The sequence below is a fragment of the Acidimicrobiia bacterium genome (assembly GCA_018057765.1).
In the GTDB taxonomy this organism is placed as follows: domain Bacteria; phylum Actinomycetota; class Acidimicrobiia; order IMCC26256; family JAGPDB01; genus JAGPDB01.
In genome coordinates this window covers 118,477-141,164 of sequence record JAGPDB010000002.1, presented here as the reverse complement: position 1 = coordinate 141,164, position 22,688 = coordinate 118,477, and the positions used below count along the sequence as shown (strand labels likewise).

Here is a 22,688-nt window from a genome sequence, read left to right as displayed (position 1 = left end):
CACACATACTCTTCGGGTAGTAGAAGCCTACCTTTTTAGTATGTGAAGCGGTCCCGACGAGATTTGAACTCGCGACCTCCGCCTTGACAGGGCGGCGTGAACTCCAGACTTCACCACGGGACCAATTAGTGTTTTCAAATATTTATTGTAGCAAGCCACAATTAATAATTGATTGCACAGCTTAGTGCTATGCGCACCCCCAACGGGATTTGAACCCGTGTTACTGCCGTGAAAGGGCAGCGTCCTAGGCCGCTAGACGATGGGGGCCTAGTTGTAAGTAAAAGAATGATTCTCATACATACAAGAGAGTACACTCTAGCAGTTTGTTGCTGAATCTCCATAATTGAGATTGGGAAATGTCTGTAAACTTGATCCATGGTGCACACAAAATGACTAAATATAGGCACAAAAAAGCCGGAGCCTTAACCCCGGCTTGAAAATTTAGTTATTAACTTAGACAATAACCTTTTTGCGTCTTGACACAAATGCTAGTGATAATCCTATAAATAGTATTAGACAGGCAGTTGTATAGTCGCTTGATTCAATACCAGTTTTAGCTAGAGTTCCATTAGCTGATGTAGAACCGTTAGTAGAACCATTTACAGTTCCTAAAGGTGAATCTACAGGTGCTGTTACTGGCGCATCTTGTAAATATCGGATTACATTCTCTCCTAAAACGTGTGTATCGCTCAAAATTGCTGAGAGATCTTGAATGCTGTTTTCACTAATTTGTAAAGTTAAAGTTTGTCCGGGGGCAATTCCGATTATTTTTACTTCCCAGTTGTAATCGTCGAGTTGTTCCAAGCTAGAAACAGTTCCTATTCCACCAAGATCTAAACTGCTTGCTTTGAAACTTGATGCATAGATCAATTTGTTAAATGTAACTCTAAAACATCCTGTTCCATCGGTAGTTATTTCTCCTTGTCCAGGACAGTGTGCCACTGTTGCACGTAGTGAATCTGGATTATAAGATAGGTGTACAGTATTATTACTTCCAGATGCAAGAGGATCAGTACCTTGTGCAAGTGCTTTAAACAAAGTCAGAGTATCTGTATCGTTTCCTTCAAGAATTGCTATTACTTCAGCGTTACCAGCTGCAAATGTAGGGCCTGCAGTTAAATTGATGTCAATTGGATAGCTACCACCTGTTGGTAGACCATCTGGTGCAGAAAGCCCACAGACGATTACTGTTCCTGTATATGCGCTTAAGCCTTCGAATCCCATGCTTCCAACAGTTCCTGGTGAAAAACAAGGGTTATTAACAACTAGTGCATCTGAAGTATCGCTATCTGTTACAGCAGTATCTAAATCAACCGTTGCATCGTTTGGTATAACAAATGCCATGAGAAAAAATCCATTATCTACATAAGGAGCGTCACCAATATTGCTAACTGTAGTTTGATATGTTACAAGGCTTTCAGCAGTAATCTCTCCTGGATCTTTAACGCGTGTTTCAATTTTCATATCAGGTGTATTTACTATTGTGAACGGTGGATATACATGGGTAGGTTCATTTATTGTTCCTGTATTATCTACATCACCTGTTGTCTTACTTGAGATGATATTTGCTGTAATTTCTCCTTGTTGTCCAACAGCAGCTGTAGAATGGCCAGTCAAAAGTAGTTGGATACACTGACCTGGTTCATTAACGCCATCCCATGTCAAAGTATCTTTATCAAATGTTCCAGGTGTTGTAGCTGTTGTACCCATCATTCCTGGAGATACAAAAGTGTCATCAAGTGTCCAATTTGTTAAATCAAGTGATAGTCCTAGCTGAGTTAAATTATCTGTACTACTCGAACTATTACATACTTCTATTTGTAGTCCACCTTGAGTGAATGACAAATCTTGATAGCTTAAGTGTAGGTTCGCGGCACTATCAGCATTTGCTGCTCCTATGGTTCCTATTTGTAGCATTATGGCTAATGTTGCAACAAGAACTGTTGAACCTAATATTTTTAATTTTTTCATGTGGACTCCTAAAAAGTTATCTTAATATTCTTATCGGGGGTGACATTAAATAACTTTATAGGTAATATGACCTTTTTAAAATTTTTTATTGCGAATAAAGCACAACATTGTATATAGCTTTGCATATTAGCTAATTTAAATATAACTTTGAAAGAATACGAAACGATTGAGTAGGCCGAGTGGGGCTCGAACCCACGACCAACAGATTAAAAGTCTGCTGCTCTACCAACTGAGCTATCGGCCCAACCGTCATATTGAATTATTAGTTCAATAATCGCGAGTGATAAATCTAGCTCAAATTCATTCATTTATTGCAATTTTGCTGATTATTTACATGAGAAAGTATCTGAACAGTGCGATTAAACGTTGATATTGCGAATAAAAATCATTTTTTTTTAAATTAGAAAAAATATGATCAGATCTCATGAAAGTTGACCGATATAAATATTGGAGATGAATCTCAAAGGGAGAGTTATGGTTATTTTTGATACTGAGACAATAAGCGAAGGTATAGTTCGCTTTGAAAAAGGTATACCTGGTTTTGGCTGGATTCGTGCAATGCAATTAGAACAAATACCTCGCGGCCTATGGCTATTAAAATCTGTTGGTCCACATTTTGTCATGATTCCTCCGAAAAATGTTCGTCCTGATTTAGAATTAGATATTGATGATGCTGTTGCAAGTCGTTTAAGAATCTCATCACCATTAGAAGCTTTTGCGTTGAGTGTTGTGAAACTCGAACCAAAAGAAAATAAAGATATAGATGACTATCTGGAGAATGCACTTGTACATTTACACAGTGCAATCATTATAAATATTAAAACCCGTTTTGCTATGCAGTCTGTATTACCAAAATCGCCTCACATAGGCTGGACACCACTATACGCATAGTAGTAATTCTTAAATTGTAATTCCTACAATTTAAGTATTTAATTTAGACAAAGTGTTCAATAACAATAATTTATCATTTTTAGTGACATCAGCATCCGTATGCTTGCATAACATTTCGCCTAACATTAGGATAGTGAAAAACATGAGGTTTTTTACATAATAATTCGAAAGGCCATTGGAATGTTGGTTCTTACCCGTCGAGCAAACCAAAGTATTATCATCGGTGATGATGTTGTTGTCACTGTATTAGAAGTACGCGGAGATCAGGTACGAATTGGTATAACTGCGCCTCGAAATGTAACCGTTCATCGTGAAGAAGTATATAAGCAACTTCATGATTCAAATGTTGAGGCAGCAGCTCCTGATAATATTTCGCATGAGATTAATGCTTCAAAATCGTCTATGTCAGAGCGTGAAGATACAAAAATTTAATCTAGTTTATTGATAGATTTTTCTTTGCTAATAAAAGCTTTTTTATAATATTTATTAAAATGTAGATTCCAATGTGGCATAATACGATTGCCCCACTTGGTGGCGAATTTAATATACGTGCTATTGCGAGACCTAATACTGAACCAAATATACCAAATATACTCGAACGAAAAAATGTTGCGCTAAAGGTTTTAGATATGCTCCTCGCGCTCATGACAGGTACGACCATAACTGCTGATATTAAAAGCAGGCCAGTAATTGTCATTGAAATCGATACTAAAAGTGCAACACATATCATTAATAGAATATGAAGTATATGAGTATTAATTCCTGCAATGCTTGCTGAATGCTCATCTATAGATATTGAAAAAAGTACTTTACGAAATGACAAAATGACAGCCGCAATGACAATGCAGGCGATTGAAATAATAATTACATCATTTTTTGAGACACTAAGTAATGAGCCGAATAAATATTGTTGAAGCTGGCTTTGTCTAGAATTTTGTCCTGCAAATGTAATACTTGCAGCAATACCTGAGTAAAAAATTAGTGCTAATGCCGTATCTGAGTTTTTACTTGCATGAAATATCCACTCAATTGCAATAGCGGCTATCAATGTTGCAATTATTGCAACAAGTTGAGGTGCAAAATTTAACCATAATGCAATACCAACACCAGCTGCTCCTACATGGCCCATTCCATCGCCGACGAGTGACAGTCTTCTTTGAACAACAAATGTTCCTATGAGAGGTGCGCATGCACCAACAATAGAAGCTGTAATCAATGCGTAAACCATGAAGGTTCGATCAAACGGATATATAAAACTAAGCCCTATAATCACAATTCGCCTTTGCTTATCGTGGTTGTGGATTCAATTCTTTCTAACCAGATGGGGAGGTCGTGTAAATGCAGTCCAAGAGACACGCCTTGTTTTTCTAAACCTGAAGGATTTCCATCATAGAGTATCTTGTTTTTTAGTACTAATACTTGATCTACTATTTCACTTACTGCACTGAGTTCGTGACTTACTAAAAGAACTGTAACGTTGTGATCCTTCATTGAATGTGAAAGAGCTTCCTTGAATAGTTCTTGGCTAGTCGCATCAACTCCGGCAGTTGGTTCATCAAGTATTAATATTTCTGGCTCACCAGCAAATGCTTTGGCTATTAATACTCTTTGTTGTTGGCCACCTGAAAGTTCATGAAAAGATGAGTAAGCTAAATCTTTGAGTCCCACTGATTCAATTGCATGTTCAATAACTTCTCTGTCGCTATTATTAAAGCTGAACCATCGTCTATTTGATATTACTCTTGCACTTGAAACTATCTCATATACACTTACAGGAAAGTCTTGCGATATTTGATGCCGTTGTTCGACGTAACCAAATTTTTTATATGTATTTTTATTGTTTAAATTTCCGAATGTTTTGATATCACCCATATAGTTTCCTATGAGCCCTGTTATGCATTTTATAAGGGTTGATTTTCCTGAACCATTTGGACCAACCAGTGCGCAAAGTGTATTTGCGGCTATTTCGAATGAGATATTGTTGAGTATGGTGGTATTTTGGTATGCGAAATTAACATTTTTACATTCAATTGCAATATTAGTTTCGTTTTGATCCATTGGATATAAATTCTAACATATTGATATAATGAGAACCATTCTCACAGTAAAATAATACAAGGTAAGTTAATATGAAAAAAGTAACAACAGTTTTAGTTATTATATTATTGATAAGTATCCTGTCTGTTGGGTGTACAAGTAGTACCCATAGCGCTACGAGTAGGAAATATATAGCGAGTTTCTACCCATTGGAATACTTAATGCAAGAGCTATTAGGTTCATCAAAAGATACGGCAAATATTACCCCTGTGGGAGCGGAACCTCACGAACTTGAATTGTCCCCAGATTTAGCAATAGATATTCAAGATGCAGATTTTGTTATAGCCATGGGAAAGGGTTTTGCTCCTTCAGTAGAAAAAGTTGCTAAAAGAAACAAACATCATTTAATGATACTTAATGAATTAACGGAAACAAAAAATATCGATGACCCTCATTTCTGGCTAGATCCAGTATTGATGAAAAAAGCAGCAAAAATTTTGTCAACAAAGTTAATAGATATAATACCTAATCAAAAAGATTTCATTGAAAAAAATTTGGTTAAACTTAATACCAAGTTCGATCAACTTGATAACCTGTATAGTTCGACTTTATTAAACTGTGAAACAAAAACATTTATAACTTCACATGACGCATTCGACTACTTAGCTACAAGGTATGGTTTAACTCTAGAGTCAATCGCCGGATATTCTCCAGAAAGTGAGCCTAGTCCCAGTCGATTTGACGAACTAGTCGAATTAGCAAAAAGTAAAAATGTAAAAGTAATATTTTCAGAAAAACTCTCATCAGATAAACTTTCAAAAACATTAGCAAATGAAATCGGTGGAAAAGTTGAATCAATAAACTCTATTGAATTTCTAACTAATCAAGATATTAAGGATAAAAAAAATTATATTTCAATTATGCGAGAAAATTTAACTATTTTAAGTAGTGCTCTAGGCTGTAATTGAATCCGCTTTTTCACCTAAGTTTTTGAAACCTAAAATGAAAAGAATGCTCGATAATATCCCTATTAATATCAAAGATATTCTAGAGTAAGTTATTGGCAGCAAAGTTGGTAGATATCTATAAGTGAAAAAGGAGTATTCTCCAAAAGTATCAACAATTAATCCAAATAGGCCAATAGTTAAAAGTAGTGGAGAAATTTTGTACAAGAGTTTTGCTTTAGTTTTATTAAGATAAATTCTCAAGAATGTAAATATGATTAATAGAAGTAGAATCATTCCGTATAGTGATTCAGTAGCTGAATTTAAAATAGGTTTATTAACAAACTTCATATATCCAATAATATGTATTAGTTCTAATATGAAAAGTATCATCATGATTGATGAGATAAGAAAAGTTTTTGAGATGGCTAACATAAAGGGTTCATATTTAGCAGCAAAAAATAGAAGTATTATTATGATAATTAAAGGAATTAGATAAATTAAATAGTTAGGTTTATCAATTGTAGAAAATGAAACCTTAACCTTAAAAATTTCATTTCCTACACGAATCGGTAAAACGTTTGTTCCAAGGTGGGCACCTTTTTCAGGAACTGATCCCATATAATGAATTCGATGATCATGGAAAGTATAGCTTTGTTGGTTTGAAACCTTCTGATATTTTGGCTCTGCAGCTTTATTATTATTCTTTTCAAATTGGCTATTTAATTCTGCTTGATTAATGTTTGTGTTTGTTGATTGATTAATAAGGTAAGTACCGCTTTTCGTATTTACAAAAACACCATCATTAGATATTTTTATGTACGGTTCGGATTCAATACCCAAAATACTTAAAGTGTGTTTGCTTGTCTTAGTTATCTTAATTTCTTGACCGTTTTTGGTTGAAATTGCTGAAAAGTAAGTTGTCTTAGGAGTAATTTTGATTACTTTTGATGTTGAATTGGAACCACTTGCTCCTCCAATTCCATGGGCAAAGGCACCGTTAGGAGTTAAAATCAACGTAAAGAGCGCAACTATTAATACTAATAGGGTTTTCTTTAGAATTTTTTTCACTATTAATAAATTTAGGTCTTTCCACTCTTTTTAGCTAATCGGCAATAGAATGTAAAGATGATACTTTCATCCAATGCTGCAGCATTGCCATCTGATTTAAAAGCCAGTCTTGCAATTAATATAACGACACTATTAACAGTTCTTTGCTGGCTATTTATACTTATCTTTATAGCTACTAGATTTTCAAATAACCTAAAAATTAAGTTCACTTCAATTTTGGAGTCTAATTCAAGAATATTATTATGGATAATTCCTACTACTGCCATGGCATTTTCCTTGTATTTTTCTGAATATTTAAATTGGACACCTTGTAAATTATGTTGGATTCAAAGAGCATTTATGTATCCTTTGGCCTTCTTTATGATGCTGAATCTTTTAAGGCCAAATAAATTGATGCGAGTCTTTGGTGCTATATTTTCAGGTTTAGGCGCAATAATCGCAATGTATCATGTTGTTATCGAGAAATTCCCAAACTTAGAGGCAACTTCTTGCAATATTAATGCTAGATGTACAGATACATGGTTTGAATCTATTGGTTTTATTAAAATAGGAGAATATTCGCAAGGATTATTAACAATAGCTGGTATGTCGTTAACAGCTTTTATTACAGTTCTAGTAATATTGTATTTAACAAAAGAAAAGAAGGAAATTAAAAATGGCTAAGCCCCCATATAAAATGCCAAATCAACAAAAATCAAAAGTTTTTCCAATCGCAATATCATTAGTTATTATTGCAATGATCGCTGTTGTTTCCATTACGGTTATTTCAAATAAGAAACCTGTAGGAAAATCAGGAAAGATAGAAGTATCTTCAACAGTATCAATAGTGGCTTCAACAGTTAACTCTAAAACCGGCCCAGATAAGCTAGAACCTGTACCCAAAGAAGGCTCTGCTGATACTGAAATCGGAAAGATAGTTCCAACAATTACTGCTAAAGATTTCCAAGATAAAGATGTAACTATTGCTCCAGGTAAAAAACCTTATGTTCTTGCTTTTGTGGCTCATTGGTGTATTCATTGTCAACGTGAAATACCATTATTCGTTCGATTAAATAACGAAAATAAAATTCCAAAAAATATAGAAGTATATGCAATTGCAACAGGTACTGATACCACTAGAGATAATTTTCCTCCTTCTAAATGGTTGTCACGAGAAGAATGGCCATGGACAAAAGTTGCAGATGATCAGGCAGGCACGCTAGTCGCTACAATGGGTAGTCCAGGTTTCCCATATGTGGTCTACGTGAATGCTGATGGAACTATTCAAGCACGTACAAGCGGTGAGCAAACTGAGGAAACTATCATCACCAATGCCCAAGCAATATCAAAGTCGGCTTCGTCGAATGGTTAAAAGTACGAAACTTACCTTAACTATAGGGCTAGTCGTATTCTTTATTGTAGCAATTATAGGTACATTATTATTGGCCTCCTCTTCAGAAGATTCAAATGGTAAAGATGTTGTAAATAAAACAAAAACTACAAAAGTAAAGCAAGAGTCTGATAAAGTCAGCCAAGATGGTTCGATAGAAATATCGATGTCTGTTAAAACAGAAAAGTCAAAGAGTTTAACATCTGGAATAGAAGGTCCAGATAAATTGGCTACATTGCCAGCTAGTGGTAATGATCCAGAACTTGGAAAAACAATCCCCACAATAATTGCTCAACAATTTAATGGTGATTCAATCACGCTTGGTCCTACAGGTAAACCCTATGTGATACTTTTTGTGGCTCATTGGTGTCCACATTGTCAACGTGAAATCCCTGTATTTGTTGGGTTAAATAACGAAAATAAGATTCCAAAAAATATAGAAGTATATGCAGTAGCTACGAGTACGGACAAGACAAGACCAAATTTTCCTCCCTCTAAATGGCTAGAAAAAGAAAATTGGCCCTGGAAAAGTTTCGCCGATAACGAATCTTCCCAACTGGGTGAAGTTCTAGGAGTAAGCGGTTATCCTTTCGCAATATATGTCAATGCTGATGGAAGTATTGCAGCTCGTACATCGGGTGAGCAAACTCAGAAAATAATATTAGATAATTTTAAAATCATTTCATAAAGTTAAATTTTCTTTATACATTTTTTACATCTACCAACGAAATCTAAATGATGGTCAATATTTATATAAAAATATTTTTTAGATAATGCTTTTTCTAGTTTGATTAGAGCAGCTTCTACTTCTTTGGTTAACTCGATATCTAATACTTCACCACAATGAGCGCATCTTAAGTGGTGGTGGTGGCCTAGTAATTCATCAGAAAGTTCATAATAAGCAAATTCATTACCTGTCACAAATCTTTTAATTAAGCCAGCTTCTTCTAAAAGTATGAGATTTCTATATAAAGAGGATTGAGCTATTTCTGGATGGATTTTAGAAATATCTACAACGGTCATAGGTTGAGAGTTCTTTTTAAGGAGTGAAAGTATAGAAATGCGTGTTTGTGTCAACCTGGAATCTATCTGCTTAAGTGCGCTTGTCGCATGAGATTCAAATTCATTATCAAAATAATTCACAGTTATAAGCTTAGTGATCAAATAATTGATAACCTTAATGTATGGAAGAAAATATAGATAATGACCAAAATTTAGAAAATGATGAGCCCCAAAATAATGGACAAAATACTACTCATCAACAATCTTTAGTAAATGATTCGTTTTCAACGATTGAAAGATTAGAAGTTGAAATGTCAGAAATAGAGAATGAATTTCATTCCCTTGATGTTGATAAACAAGATTAACTATGACTGGTTTTAACTCTAATCAACTCGGTGTATATAGTGAGCCTAGCGAATTCTTTTTAGATTCAGAAAAAGGGATTGCTTATGCGAAAGCAACAAACGATAAGATAGAACTTCATTTGGACGGCACATATATGCCTCCAATCTACGGTGTTGTTCCAGTTTGGGAAATTGTTTTTGCAACTCTAAATACAGTTGTACCGCCTGAACATTTCTTTTCTGTAGTTCACGGTGAACAAAATATGATTTGGCACAAGCCATTAAAAAGTGGAATAACGCTTAAGTCTCGTGCACGTGCAGAATCAATTTCAGTTAAAGATTCAGGTACAACTCTTGTAATTAGTACACAGAGTACAGATCTTGAAAATGACGAATTGGTACTCGAGCAATATTTCACCATGTTTTTTCGCGGAGTTCATGGTGGCGATTTTGAAAATAATTTTATCGGCAATAAGTGTGATACAAATCTCGACATTGCAGACTACAAAAATGTAATTACTGTCAATGATCCTAAAGCACTTATTGGGAAAAGCAAAACTAAAATGGATTTAGACCAAACCTATCGTTATTCTGATGCTTCTGGAGATCGTATGCCAATACATATAGATGAAGAATTTGCTAAATCAGTTGGCTTAGGTGGAATCATAATTCATGGTCTTTGTACTATGGCAAATGTAAGTTCATCGATAATTGCGTTACATTGTGATAATGATCCAACAAAGCTTGCAAGTATGTCATTGCGTTTTTCTAATCCATTGCGTCCGGGTGACGAGATTGAGACGTCACTTTTTCACCCAACAAATCAAAGCGACAATAAAATGTTGGATGATGGATTTTCGCATTATTTTAAAACAATACGTACTAGTGATAATTTAGATATCCTCACTAATGGCTTAGCCCAAATCAGATTAGAAAAGTGCTTCTAGCTGGGGCTATGTAAACTAGCGATGTAATTGTCGTATTTTTTGTAAACTTCTGCTAGCATTTATTATTCTTATGTTAGAAACCCTTAACGGTTATAAATCGCCCCAAAAATCTTATTTCCAAAATAAGAAAAGCTCGATATCGCTAAAAGCTTTTATTATCAATTTGATTCTTATAAGCACTTTATTAGCTACTCAAACAAATGCATTTGCAAACCAGAGTTCATCTCCTAGAAAAATCGACCCTTTAGCTCAAGCTCAATCTGTTTATGATAAGGCCAGTAAAGAAGCAAGTGTCGCTTCCGCAAAATACCAAGAAGCAAATGCTAATTTAGCCAAAGTTAACGATAAGGTAAACGAAGTTACTGGTCAATTAGAACAAACTGAAAGTTCTTTAGGGTTTGTTAAAGACAAGGTCGCCACTAGAGCTATTAATGCTTATATAGGTTCTAGCGATAAAGCAGATATAGATGAATATAAAGAGGTAATTAAGAAAACGCGAAAAGCACAACTATTAGATACTGTCGCTCAAGTTGATGATACACAAATCTCACAATTTGTTGCATTAAAAGAAGATCTAGCTGTTCAGCAAAAAGAATTGGTGGCACTTCAAGATGATGCAAAAAAAACTTTAGGTATATTGAATGCTCAGAAAAAAGAATTAGATACCAAACTCGCAGATGCTGTTAAAGCAAGAAAAACTATAGAATTAAAAATTGCAAGTGATAAAAAACTGGCGGCATCAGCTGCTTTGGCTGCTGCAAAAAAATCTGCTAAAAGTATCGAATCATCGGGCACAATTATAAATCCAGGTGGCCAAAAGTTGGTTTGTCCAATTGCTGGAGCCTTAGCATTTTCAAACGACTGGGGAGATTCGCGAAGTGGCGGGCGTGGCCATAAAGGTATAGATTTATTTAATGCACGTGGTACGCCCAATGTTGCAATGGCTTCTGGTCGAGTGTATTTTCAAAGTGGCGGTTTTGGTGGAACAGCAGCGATTGTTCAGGCCAATAATGGAATTTCTTATTATTATGCACATCTCTCTGATACTGTAGGCCCACCACGGCAAGTAAGCGTGGGCGAAGTTATTGGCCATACAGGTAATTCAGGTAATGCCGCAGGTGGACCAACGCATACTCATTTTGAAATTTGGAGCAGTAGCTATGCAAAACTAAAGCCATATCCTACTATTTCTAGTCTTTGTTAATTTAGTTATTCAAGTAATATTCGTATTTATAAATTCTGAAAGTTGCCAAGAATTGTCCTGGTGTCCTAGTATTTCATAAAAGATCGAATGGAGTCGAAATGGCGAGAAAAATTGTAGTTACTAAACCTGTAGTTTATTTTACAGATGAGCCGTCTCAAAGGGCTTGGAAAAATAACACTAGTCTTTTAGATCATGATCCTGGCTATTTTGTACGTGATGATATTTATCCAAATGGCGGTTTTCGCGATGTAACTTTGATCGATCTTAAACTTTTTCGTCATGTATCACATAGTGATGATGAGATTCGGCCATTTCTATATGATAATTCAGAACCCGATGAAGCTGATCTTGGAATATTGACTGATCGCAACCATAGACATATTGGTATTGGAGATAAAACTAAACGTGTAGCAGCTTTTTTTCCTGGCCGTCAGAGTATAGGTATTCAACTTTTTTTTGCAAGGAGATTTCGATCAGAAGCATTTGTCCCAAATGATTTTTCTGAAATATCTAGGACTATTGTGCGCTCATTTGAAGCACAATGTGAACTATTGAAAAGACTTAATGGAAGTTACTTCGATGTTTTGATGAAAGATATTGTAATAGAACTACATGGAGAACTCTCACCTTTAATATTAAATAATGATGCAAAATATTCACTACAGGAAAATCAAAACCTTGATTCTGTGATTATTGCTTTAATGCAGGATAGACATATCGTTGGATTGCAAAGAATAATAGAACTTCTCAAAACCTTCGTAAAACCAGAATTTCTTACACCAGAACTGTTAGCTCCAAATCTTGCAAAAACTCTAAATAACTCTGATGGTAATAGATCATGGAGTGAGATGAGAAAACACTATATTGCTGTGCGTGAGCAAGTCGGAGATCTTTGTGACATAAAAATTGGGGAATCTTTGGCTAAAGAAGTTTTACAATTTCGTGAACGTATAGATGGCTTACATGATAAGCAGGGTGCTTATAAAAAGTTAAAACAAGCAAGTAATATTTTAGAATCACTAAATATTGAAGGACAAGAAGAATTCTATCGAGGTGTGAATAAACGATTAATAGAATTCCCCGATACAACAATGGGATATGCTTTTACTAGAGGTCATCTAGCTGTTGTGATGGCTATCCATGGCACAGTGGGTCAAATGGCTTTTTCATCGCCGGAAAGACGTGACTCGATATTACAAGAGTTATCTCCAGAAGAAATTGCATTAGCATTTTTTGATAAAGAAAATCTGCCATTAGTAGTTACTGCATTAGCAGATAAGTATTCAGATGGTTCCGGGGATTATAAAAGATCTACATCTGCTAACAAAATAGGTTCTGCAGCATTTCTCTATGGTGAAGGTGACTGGATTGAAGGTAAAGGCAAAAAACACGAAGGATTAAGAGCAAGAATTGCATTTGAATTTACAAAAGAAATTATTGATCGTATTGAATCTGAGTGCAATGCATATCTTGAGAAACATCCAAATAGTAAAATTCCTGGGATGGTTCCACCTGAATGGGAAGCACAAGGAATAACATACGGCAATGATCGTGGTATCACGAAAGTTATTGCTGAATTTGGTCAACGTCTCGCTAAAAATAGAAAAGTTAATAGGGAGTTAATTAAATATTTATTCAAAAATGGAACTGATGTGGACCGGATTAATATGGTGAAGTATGGTTGCCTTGGAAAGAAATTAGGGAATGGTTTTCTTGAAGTCTATGCATTCACTCACTTTGGGAAAAAAATTGCTAAAGCACTAAGTATTGTTTCAAACGAATTAGCAAAACAAGGTGCCAAATCTGACGCTGTGGTAAGTCCATTGGAACTTTTGCTTGAAGCTATGGAAAGAAATGCTGAAGTAGATGCTCTTGATCCACAAATAGGTAAACCAGTTGATGAAGTTAAACAAGGTGTTAATAGGCCAGAATTGCTTCCAAAACCAGATAGTTGGGACTCACCTAAAGTAGCAAATAACAAAGAATTAGCAAGACAACAACCTGTTCTTACCATATAGGAATACTATTAATTAGCGTCTGCTGGTGTTGATCGTTAACTAGTAATTAGCTAGCACCTGCTGCGGTTTTCTTCTGCTTTGCACTGCGAGCTCGTGAGGCTGCATCTAATACAGACTTTCTCATTCGTATTGATTTTGGTGTAACTTCCACACATTCATCATCAGCAATAAATTCTAAAGCACCTTCTAAAGTAAATAATTTAGGAGGTGTAACTTTGATTGAATGGTCAGACCCAGATGCGCGCATATTTGTTAGAGCTTTTTCTCTAACAATATTTACGTCCATATCTTCGTTGCGAGAATTCTCTCCGACGATCATCCCTAAGTAGGCAACTTCACCAGGAGCTACAAATAATGTTGCTCGTTCTTGTACAAGTACAATCGCATAACCAGTTGTTTGACCTTGACGGTCAGAAACAATAGAACCACGATCACGCGCACGGATTTCTCCTGCCCATTCTTCCCATCCTTCAGCAGTATGATGAATAACACCACTGCCACGAGTCTCTGTCATGAAATCAGTTTTAAAACCTATCAAGCCACGTGCAGGTACAATATAGTCAAGTCGTGACCAACCAGTACCATGGGTAACAATATTTTCCATTCGACCTTTGCGAGAAGCTAGAAGTTGAGTTATTGCACCAACGAATTCGTCTGGCGTATCAATAGTCACACGTTCAGTAGGTTCAAGTTTTTTACCATTTTCTTCCTTTGTCAATACAATCGGTTTTCCAACAGTTAGTTCGAAACCTTCGCGTCTCATTTGTTCAACTAAAACTGCAAGTTGCAATTCACCACGCGCATGAACTTCCCATGCGTCTGGACGTTCGGTAGGGAACATGCGAAGTGCAACATTACCAACGAGTTCTTGTTCAAGTCTTTGTCTAACTTGGCTAGCTGTAAGTTTGTCGCCTTCTTTTCCAGCTAAAGGTGAAGTATTAATACCAATAGTCATTGCTAACGCTGGTTCGTCGACAGTTATTAATGGCATAGCTTCTGGATTTTCAGGGTCGGCAAGTGTTTCACCAATTGTAACTTCTGATATACCAGCTACAGCTACAAGTTCACCAGGACCAGCTTCGTCAACTTCTGCACGTTCGTTGGATTCTGTGACATAAAGGTTTGTTACTTTAGCTTTTGCAACACTACCGTCAGTTTTCATCCAAGCAACAGTTTGACCCTTTTTGATTGTTCCATTAATTATTCGACAAATTGCTAAACGTCCGACGAAAGGTGATGCACCTAAGTTTGTTACATGTGCTTGTAGCGCGTGGCCAGGAGTATGTTTTGGTGCCGGCATGTAGTCAACTAAAAGGTCTAATAGTTCGTTTACATTATCTGGTCGTCCGTGATGTGAAGATACTTTTGGATCTTCATTATGGATGTGCTCGTTCTTAATGCCTTCTGGAGCTTCAAGCGTTGCCCAACCATCTTTTGCTGCTGCATATACAATAGGAAAATCTATATGTGAATCTTCTGCACCTATATCAAAAAGCATTTCGTATACTTCATCAATTACTTCAGCAATACGCGCGTCTGGACGATCGACTTTATTGATAATTACTACTAGCGGCAAATTTAAAGCTAACGCTTTGCGCAATACGAAACGAGTTTGTGGTAATGGGCCTTCAGCAGCATCTACTAAAAGGACAGCGGAGTCAACCATTTGTAAAGCTCGTTCAACTTCTCCACCGAAGTCAGCGTGACCAGGTGTGTCAACAATATTAATTTTTGTATTCTTCCATCTAACTGCAGTATTTTTTGCAAGGATTGTTATACCTTTTTCTTGCTCGAGTTCTCCTGAGTCCATAACTCGTTCAGTTTGTTCATTTGAGCGCGTCAGTGAACCTGTTTGACGAAGCATTGTATCTACCAATGTTGTTTTACCATGGTCAACGTGGGCAATAATGGCAACATTACGAATGCCTTCAACGGGTACAGTATTTGCTCCATCGTGATCTCCAGTATGTTCTACGTGTTGTTGGTCGGTAATTTCTTCTGATGACATGTTTTTATGACTCTTTTTCTTTTTGCGTTCTATAACGAATTTTCTTAGCCTTATATATTCTCACGAATTGGGTGATTTGTTCGTATCGTATCGCTAACAAGTGTTTAGAAATAGTGATATTTTTAATTTGTATTATCCTATACGTATTAGTTGCGGTCTTTTCGAGGTAGTCTTGTAGTAACTGTTGGCCATAAAGTGACTGTGCCAGCAAGGGCATTTTAAAGGTAGATCCTTCTTTGTTAATATCGAGATTAGATTTCCGAAAGTATTTACTAGTAGACTAATAGTACAAATGATTAAAATGTTTTAAAGGGGATAGGGATGTCGAATGTTGATGGAGCATACCGTGAATTACTAGTGTGGAGGAAGGGTATATTTGATAAAGTAATATCTACTTTTTTTTCTCTACGAGATAAAGATGGTAAATTTTTTCATAAGGGTGAAAACCCCTCAGAAGCTACTATCAGCTCATTAATTTATCCCAGAACTGTACTCTTTTCATCGCCAACAGCAAGACGCTTACATAAATTAGATTTAAAACTTAATGATGCCAAATTGACTGCGAAGGAACAAGCTAAATTTTTAGATTTATTAAAACAAAGAAGATCTTTAAATTCCTACTTTATATTATTAGCTAGTGGTGTAATATCTGACCCCTATGTTGTTGAATCTCTAATGAGATCTAAAAATGCTAAAAAACCGCTTGGCGACGAAGAATACAAACAACACGAAGTAGAGCTTGCATGTTACACAGCACTAGGTGGATACACTAGTGACGAATTGTCTGATGTTATAAAAAAACTAGTATCACGAACAGTTTGTGAATTTTCTGCGAATCTTATTCCTAGGTTATATGATCACGATGTTGCGCAATTGAATAGATTTAAAAATATTGATGTATATGTATCTAATGAAGAACGACCATTTGTTCTAGAAGTACTCGAAACGAAATCTCCTCATCTATGTTTAAGCGCAACTAAATATAAATCTCCAAAAAATCCAGAAGATAAAATTGTATTTGATGCTAAATTCGATAAATGGGTTGCTAAGACAATGATCCTTGCAAATAGCTATGATCAGTGGTCTCCAGAACTAGCGTATGAACTGGTTTCTAACATTAATGACCCAGATAGATTGGTGGGGATATATAACGAGCTTAAAATTGCTAATGCAGTACCGTTTGTAACCGTATTCTTTATAGATTCCATAAAAAAACACATTAAATATCTAAAAGACAATGTGGTTAAAGGTAAAGACCCTGTTAAAATTGATGATTTAGATACTTTATTAAAATGGGCTAGCCTCGTTGAAGAGAAACCCAATTTCTTTGAAGAAAATGATATTAACGTTCCTACTGTCAAAAAAATACTTGCTGCCATAGAAAACAGGCTTCCTATTCATGATGAAGTTAGGTATCGAGGTATCGAGAAAATTTCACTTGAGCGTTGGTTGGCTGTACTTGATAAGTCTGATCAATTTTTGGTCAAAGCTTATAGTGAGGGGGCTGCGAAAGCTACCGTTGCGGAATATGCAGTCAATAGAGTAATTAATGATCTAATAACTGAATATGAAAAGATACCGCAAGAATATATAGGTAAAATATTTGATCGCTCCAACATGCAAAGGATAGCTGAAGCAATTGGTGATCACCGAAACAATAATAATTATTGTTCAGCTCGGATATTCACTAACCCGACAGCTCCAATTTTTCATGGCGATAATCCTGGTGCAGATGCGGTTGTTGGTTGTGCAGAATTTAAAGGCGAAGCAGCAGATGAAATTGCACGACTCGCAGGTATGTGTCATAAAGATTCCCTTGCAGTGCTTAGATCTCAGGATTCTAATGTTCCGGTTTCAACTACGGGTATAAAATGGTTTGATGGTTTTCTACAACGATTTTTTGTTGGCATAGGAGCTGATGAAATCGAGAAAACAGACCTTGTAGTCACCACCTCATTTGCAATAGCGAATTCGAGTCTGGAAGCTCCTGATATAGCACCAGCACTTGGGGGACTGATCGGTAGTGTGTAATTCATTTGTAAAACTGTTTATGTATTCTGTAGATGATTTAGCGAAAAAGTAAAACCTTCGCACTTAAACTTTCGCAACAATTTACCAGTATTCTTCGACGTGAATATTGCCTAGGTTTTTTCGTTCATCGAGTTTGAATCCGCGTTCTATTAATAGTTCTATTACACCTTGTGTTTTGTCTTTATCGAAAACTAGATTGCCACTTTCTTCGTCTTTCACTGGAAGCCCAATCATTGAAGGATTACCACACAAGAACACATGTGAATTTTCGGGATCTAAATTAATAGAATAATCACTTTCTAGTATTCTGTCTCGAATTAGATCTTGTATATATCTTTTCGGGATGTCTTTTTCGCGTGTCGGCAAAGCTATATAACTATAGTTTGGATAGCGTTTCTCTAATTCTCGATGCTTTTGTAAATAACCTAAATCTTTTGTATTTCGTACAGAAACCAATGATACTATCTGGCCATTATGGCCTTTACGAAGTAAGTCCACAATCATTGCATTATGTGGTGCCTCGCCAGTTCCTGTCGATAAAAATAAACAAGTGTTATCAAGGTTTGTCACAGGAGCAAGCGTATATCGACCAGCTACTTTTGGTCCAAGGTAAATTCGATCACCAGGTTTTTTTAATGCAAGCCTTGGCGTCAACCCCGGTATTTTACCATCAATTGGCGGTACTAAAACTATATAAAATTCGAGTTCTTTTGTGCCAGTATCATTTGTCAGATAATTATTTTCGTCAAAAATTTTGCTAGATATTGAATATGAACGACGAACCAATTTATCCCACTTGCTCTCAAGAGCCGGGTCGGTCGCGTCATCAATACGATCTTCAAAATACCCTAAACCTAATGATGCATATTGACCAGGCGCATGTGAAACATCACCATTATCTGGCGAGACTCTAAGAACCCACAGGTCACTATGTGTTGGTTCAAAATAAGTAATAGTAGCGTTATAGTGTTGTTGGCGAAGTTGTTCTTTAACGCCATCTAGATTGTTTGTTTTTTCTAATTTCTTATCATCATATTTAATTTCTGGAAATATTTTTGTTAGACGGTTTTCTATTTCTTTAGGATTTAAATCGCCAGTAAATATTATTGCATCACTATTTTCTATTCCGGGTTCTATTTCTACATATGATTTATTGTTCAGTACTGTAGAAGAATAAGCGACATAATCAAATTCTAAGTCAGGAGTGCGGCGATCATCAAAGAATGTCATCGGATAGCCGTCTATAAGTTCTATTCTTTTTGGAACGGAATTATATAGAACTGTTAATTTTCTTTGTTGTTCAAGTTTGCAAATCATTTGATTTGATGCATAGGAAATATTATTAGGATTAAAATTATTTAATGCTAAAACAACATTTGCTCCCTGTTTTATAACTTTTGTTGAAGCTTCGACAGCAAAGTCATCATTTCCAACTATGAGAATATCTTTATTTTCCATTTCAGGAGGATATTGATTGAGTAACACTCTTTCGCTTGTGCTAATACCCTCTGGGAAATTGAAATCGATAAGGTTATTGCTAGGGGCAATTATCACACAACGTGTTTGATACTTTTGCTTATTGGTAGTAACTTCGTAGCTAGTATCATTATTTTTTTTTATACTTTCAGCTTTTTCTTTATAGCTAACATCTATATCTAAATCTTGAATTAGTTCTGGATAAACAACCTCAGTCCTTTGTGTAATCAGACGAATAGATCTAACACCTGCTTTAGCAGATTTTATAGCATGGGAAATTCCAGATGAGTTAGCTCCAATTATTATCAAATCATACATAAGTTTTAGTTTTCTATTCTTTAATGGGAAATTCAAAGGGTTTTGTTTCTTTGAGCTTATCAATAAAATCCGACACATTGTCATCATCTTGCACTCGTACGGTCATCTCAAAACTACACTTCGAACATTTTTGTTTTATTTGGTATCTATCATTTTTTATAAAAACATCGATTGGCTCCATCAATCCACCACACTTATCTAACATTTTGCGATCGCCAGGATTCTCATCGACATGTTTTGAATAAAGACAATTTGGGCAATGGTTAGTGTAACCGTTGCCGGTGACTTGTTTGGTACAGTTCTCACAGATGAAGTTCTCTACATTGCGTTGAAATTTCTCAGACATATTATTAATATAATAGTTCGAAGATCTTCTTAAGTGCTCAGTAAAGAAAGTGAAGTTAATGATGGATGATATGGAAGTATTACGGTTTGAATCTGTCAACTATGTGAGAGCATCAAATAAAATACTTTCAAATATTGACCTTTCTATTCACACTGGTGAGCACTGGGCACTTATAGGGCCAAATGGTGCCGGGAAAAGTACAATATTGAATTTATGTGGTGCGTTAATACACCAATCGAATGGAACCATCCATGTTCTTGGCCATCGACTTGGCCGTGTTGATATTAGAGAGCTTCGAGAATCGATTGGTCACGTAGATCCTAAACACGCCCCTATATCTCCGCTTAGTGTTTTAGAAGTTGTTCTTACAGGTGCAACGGGTACAAGAGAATTGATGTTGCGTTGGATCCCAGATGCGAAATTGTTAGAAAGAGCCGATTACTTAATTGAAGTATTAGGGCTGATGAGTCATAAATATTCTATTTGGCCAACATTATCTCAAGGTGAAAAAGCTCGTACTCTAATAGCGCGCTCGCTTTTGACTAATCCTAAACTTCTGCTTTTCGATGAGCCATCTACTGGCCTAGATGTGTCAGCGCGTGAAAGTTTTCTCTCATCGGTCGATTCTATGCACAAGCTTCAACCTGATTTAACTACAGTTATGGTTACTCATCATTTTGAAGAACTCCCCGAAACAACTACGCATGCAATGCTTATTAAAGATGGATCAATTTTATATTCTGGTGTTGCAAAAAAGATACTTACAAGTGACAATGTTTCAGAATGTTTTAACTATCCTATAGAAATTGATTATCGTTTGCGACGTTGGAATGCTCGCGCTAAGACACCTGATTCAACTTGGTGATTAAATATTTGGACTCAATTGTTACCGAGCATGAGGGCCACCTGTAAAAAAAGGTATATGCAGGGTATCGATACCTAATGTTCGCAAGACAGTACCTACTGGCTTGTTCGCTTCTAGCCCTCTTATGCTTCTTAACAAAATACCTTGTGTATCATCAAATTCTTTCAAAGTTCTTGAAGATCTTTCCATCATATCTTCGTCAGCGCTATTGTGTACAGCAGCTGCCTTGAATAAGCCTAATCCTGTTGCGATTTTACCTAGATGTTTTGTATCTGAATTTTTAGTAGCAACAAGATAAGAGCTTGCTTCTATGAGTGCCATCTTTATTAAGAGGTCTTTTGCAACATTGTCCATACTACGATCACCAGTGATTATTGCATTAATAAATACCTCTAATTTTGTAAATTCAAATGCACGAACAGATTTTGCTGGGTCTAGTTCAGTAAGTTTCTTGCCAATCTCTATTAGTGTATCTGTACTAACTATATCAGCGAAACTATCAAATTGAGTGTGGCATGCAGTCTTAAAAAAATCTTTAGTTTTTAGTTCAAGTAGATTTTGAATAGATTTTTCACCAAACTTTTGATTTATACGATTTAGAATCTTATATAGTTCAACATAGTTTGTAGTACTAGCTGCTACACCTAGATCGAATGAACCCAAGTCAAGCAATTTTGTGGCCATTGCATTTGCAAGTTCGGGCTCTCCGTAACTTCTTAGCTTTTGTAAATATTTGTCTATATTTGTCGCTTGCAACGTCACTGCAAAGTCAGAAGAACTAAGTTCAGTTAAATTTTTCGCGATTCTTATATTTGAAACTTTCTGTTCATTATCGATGGCAGCTAAATCTGTATTCTGCACAGCATCAACAAGTTCACCATCGCGAAGTTTAGATATTCGCCTAAGTAACGGTTCAACTATATCGATCTCTATAGTTTTGAAATAAGCTAGTAGTTCATTAACATTTGTTTCTCGCAATTCTTTTGATAACTGAGTCGAAGTTTGTTCAAGGAGTTTATCTGCAAAAGTTTTAAGAAGAACTCTCTGCACTTTCCAATATTCACTTCCTGCTATATCGGAAAGTCTTAGCTTGGCTGTCTGATTTACAAACTCCTTCAAGTCTGTATTTTCAAGTGCTTGAGAAAGAAGTTCAATTTTTAAATTGAAGGTTCTATTTATGATTGCTTTAGCGAGTGGTAACATTTCATTTGAAAAACTTAAATTGTCAGCTAAATACGCTACATTAACATTTTGAAAGTAACTAGCAAGTTCTTGGTCGCTTAATTGTTTTAGCTCATCTAAAAGACTCTCATTATATGTAAAAAGAACATCTTTTGTGCTTCTATTGATTAACTTTTCCAGTTTCTCAGGGTTTTGTAAAATCTTTCTGAGCATAGAAGGATAGTTGATTTGTGGTCGTAATAGAGTAGGTATCATAATGTAATTATTATACTATATGGGAGAAATATGGTCAAAAGCACTATATCTCTGTAGGTAGGTGTGTATGTCTGGTGTGTGGTATCGGTGTGTGCGCCCGGAGGGATTCGAACCCCCGACCCTCTGATCCGAAGTCAGATGCTCTAATCCACTGAGCTACGAGCGCGTTAATAGATTTAGTTTAGCTCAATTTTATATTACTAGTTTAATGGGACAAATCTTTGCACAGGTGGGTTGTGTAGTAATAAGCATGTTCCTCAGTCTCCACTGGAGACTTCGGTCACTGAGCTACGAGCGCGTGTTATTGTTTTATTCTTTTTGAGTCCCGACCCTCTGATCCACTCTAATGTAATTTCTATTTACTTTTGTGTGCTTTCTGTTAGCGCTCTGTACTATTAATAAGTGTCTT

Annotated in this window: 21 protein-coding genes and 4 tRNA genes; 12 read left to right on the top strand and 13 right to left on the bottom strand. The window is 35.9% G+C overall.

Features of this window, described 5'->3' with window-relative positions:
* Positions 1–48: 48 nt before the first annotated feature.
* The 4 genes from KBF89_02060 to KBF89_02045 all read right to left on the bottom strand — a co-directional run bounded on the left by KBF89_02060 (position 49) and on the right by KBF89_02045 (position 2,215).
* Positions 49–123, bottom strand: a tRNA-Asp gene (locus KBF89_02060).
* 71 nt (positions 124–194) lie between these two features.
* Positions 195–267, bottom strand: a tRNA-Glu gene (locus KBF89_02055).
* A gap of 186 nt (positions 268–453) precedes the next feature.
* Complete coding sequence (locus KBF89_02050; protein ID MBP9115109.1) at positions 454–1,971, bottom strand: hypothetical protein; 1,518 nt, start codon at positions 1,969–1,971, stop codon at positions 454–456.
* A gap of 171 nt (positions 1,972–2,142) precedes the next feature.
* Positions 2,143–2,215: transfer RNA gene (locus tag KBF89_02045), tRNA-Lys, on the bottom strand.
* A 230-nt stretch (positions 2,216–2,445) separates the two neighbouring features.
* Here KBF89_02045 and fliW point away from each other — a divergent pair.
* Together fliW and csrA are read left to right on the top strand one after the other, a co-directional pair.
* Entirely contained in the window at positions 2,446–2,862 is a 417-nt protein-coding gene (fliW, locus tag KBF89_02040) for a flagellar assembly protein FliW (GenBank protein ID MBP9115108.1), read from the top strand.
* Positions 2,863–3,042: 180 nt separating this feature from the next.
* Complete coding sequence (gene csrA / locus KBF89_02035) at positions 3,043–3,294, top strand: carbon storage regulator CsrA (GenBank protein MBP9115107.1); 252 nt, start codon at positions 3,043–3,045, stop codon at positions 3,292–3,294.
* Between the two features lies 1 nt (position 3,295).
* On the opposite strand, the gene KBF89_02030 is transcribed toward csrA, so the two are convergent.
* Both KBF89_02030 and KBF89_02025 read right to left on the bottom strand, forming a co-directional pair.
* Entirely contained in the window at positions 3,296–4,090 is a 795-nt protein-coding gene (locus tag KBF89_02030) for a metal ABC transporter permease (protein MBP9115106.1), read from the bottom strand.
* Positions 4,091–4,131: 41 nt separating this feature from the next.
* Positions 4,132–4,920, bottom strand: a complete 789-nt coding sequence (locus KBF89_02025) for an ABC transporter ATP-binding protein (GenBank protein MBP9115105.1) — start codon at positions 4,918–4,920, stop codon at positions 4,132–4,134.
* A gap of 200 nt (positions 4,921–5,120) precedes the next feature.
* On the opposite strand from KBF89_02025, the gene KBF89_02020 reads away from it, so the two are divergent.
* The gene (locus KBF89_02020) at positions 5,121–5,867 is read left to right on the top strand and encodes a zinc ABC transporter substrate-binding protein (GenBank protein MBP9115104.1); all 747 of its coding nucleotides are present in this window, start codon (positions 5,121–5,123) and stop codon (positions 5,865–5,867) included.
* Here KBF89_02020 and KBF89_02015 read toward each other — a convergent pair.
* A complete protein-coding gene (locus tag KBF89_02015; protein ID MBP9115103.1) occupies positions 5,853–6,914 on the bottom strand; it encodes a hypothetical protein in 1,062 nt (353 codons plus the stop codon). The genes KBF89_02020 and KBF89_02015 overlap by 15 nt on opposite strands.
* 57 nt (positions 6,915–6,971) lie before the next feature.
* On the opposite strand from KBF89_02015, the gene KBF89_02010 reads away from it, so the two are divergent.
* Genes KBF89_02010 through KBF89_02000 form a run of 3 tightly spaced genes read left to right on the top strand, consistent with a single transcriptional unit; the run spans position 6,972 to position 8,971 of the window.
* Positions 6,972–7,577, top strand: coding sequence for a disulfide bond formation protein B (locus KBF89_02010; protein MBP9115102.1), 606 nt, complete (start codon positions 6,972–6,974; stop codon positions 7,575–7,577).
* Complete coding sequence (locus tag KBF89_02005) at positions 7,570–8,265, top strand: TlpA family protein disulfide reductase (protein MBP9115101.1); 696 nt, start codon at positions 7,570–7,572, stop codon at positions 8,263–8,265. The genes KBF89_02010 and KBF89_02005 overlap by 8 nt, the downstream gene beginning before the upstream one ends.
* Positions 8,258–8,971 (top strand): TlpA family protein disulfide reductase, encoded by a 714-nt coding sequence (locus KBF89_02000; GenBank protein MBP9115100.1) that lies wholly within the window; start codon positions 8,258–8,260, stop codon positions 8,969–8,971. Before KBF89_02005 ends, KBF89_02000 begins: the two co-directional genes overlap by 8 nt.
* A gap of 2 nt (positions 8,972–8,973) precedes the next feature.
* Here KBF89_02000 and KBF89_01995 read toward each other — a convergent pair whose 3' ends face one another.
* Positions 8,974–9,426, bottom strand: a complete 453-nt coding sequence (locus KBF89_01995; GenBank protein ID MBP9115099.1) for a transcriptional repressor — start codon at positions 9,424–9,426, stop codon at positions 8,974–8,976.
* A 41-nt stretch (positions 9,427–9,467) separates the two neighbouring features.
* Here KBF89_01995 and KBF89_01990 point away from each other — a divergent pair, with 41 nt between their 5' ends.
* From KBF89_01990 to KBF89_01975, 4 genes are all read left to right on the top strand, one after another.
* A complete protein-coding gene (locus tag KBF89_01990) occupies positions 9,468–9,650 on the top strand; it encodes a hypothetical protein (GenBank protein MBP9115098.1) in 183 nt (60 codons plus the stop codon).
* Between the two features lie 2 nt (positions 9,651–9,652).
* Entirely contained in the window at positions 9,653–10,576 is a 924-nt protein-coding gene (locus KBF89_01985; protein ID MBP9115097.1) for a MaoC family dehydratase N-terminal domain-containing protein, read from the top strand.
* 70 nt (positions 10,577–10,646) lie between these two features.
* On the top strand, positions 10,647–11,780 hold the full coding sequence (locus KBF89_01980) for a peptidoglycan DD-metalloendopeptidase family protein (GenBank protein ID MBP9115096.1): 1,134 nt from the start codon (positions 10,647–10,649) through the stop codon (positions 11,778–11,780).
* A gap of 98 nt (positions 11,781–11,878) precedes the next feature.
* A complete protein-coding gene (locus tag KBF89_01975) occupies positions 11,879–13,798 on the top strand; it encodes a hypothetical protein (protein ID MBP9115095.1) in 1,920 nt (639 codons plus the stop codon).
* A 46-nt stretch (positions 13,799–13,844) separates the two neighbouring features.
* Here the strand turns inward: KBF89_01975 and typA are convergent, their stop codons facing one another.
* Positions 13,845–15,806, bottom strand: a complete 1,962-nt coding sequence (gene typA, locus KBF89_01970; protein ID MBP9115094.1) for a translational GTPase TypA — start codon at positions 15,804–15,806, stop codon at positions 13,845–13,847.
* A gap of 321 nt (positions 15,807–16,127) precedes the next feature.
* On the opposite strand from typA, the gene KBF89_01965 reads away from it, so the two are divergent.
* A complete protein-coding gene (locus KBF89_01965; protein ID MBP9115093.1) occupies positions 16,128–17,837 on the top strand; it encodes a hypothetical protein in 1,710 nt (569 codons plus the stop codon).
* A gap of 81 nt (positions 17,838–17,918) precedes the next feature.
* Here the strand turns inward: KBF89_01965 and KBF89_01960 are convergent, their stop codons facing one another.
* Together KBF89_01960 and KBF89_01955 are read right to left on the bottom strand one after the other, a co-directional pair.
* A complete protein-coding gene (locus KBF89_01960; GenBank protein MBP9115092.1) occupies positions 17,919–19,631 on the bottom strand; it encodes an NAD(P)-binding domain-containing protein in 1,713 nt (570 codons plus the stop codon).
* Positions 19,632–19,644: 13 nt separating this feature from the next.
* Positions 19,645–19,977 carry an RNHCP domain-containing protein gene (locus tag KBF89_01955; GenBank protein MBP9115091.1) on the bottom strand — a complete coding sequence of 111 codons (333 nt, stop codon included), beginning with the start codon at positions 19,975–19,977 and terminating at the stop codon, positions 19,645–19,647.
* Positions 19,978–20,038: 61 nt separating this feature from the next.
* On the opposite strand from KBF89_01955, the gene KBF89_01950 reads away from it, so the two are divergent.
* Positions 20,039–20,842: an ATP-binding cassette domain-containing protein gene (locus tag KBF89_01950; protein ID MBP9115090.1), complete on the top strand. Its 804-nt coding sequence runs from the start codon at positions 20,039–20,041 to the stop codon at positions 20,840–20,842.
* 21 nt (positions 20,843–20,863) lie between these two features.
* Here KBF89_01950 and KBF89_01945 read toward each other — a convergent pair whose 3' ends face one another.
* Together KBF89_01945 and KBF89_01940 are read right to left on the bottom strand one after the other, a co-directional pair.
* Positions 20,864–22,279 (bottom strand): hypothetical protein, encoded by a 1,416-nt coding sequence (locus KBF89_01945; GenBank protein ID MBP9115089.1) that lies wholly within the window; start codon positions 22,277–22,279, stop codon positions 20,864–20,866.
* Between the two features lie 92 nt (positions 22,280–22,371).
* Positions 22,372–22,445, bottom strand: a tRNA-Arg gene (locus tag KBF89_01940).
* Positions 22,446–22,688 lie beyond the last annotated feature (243 nt).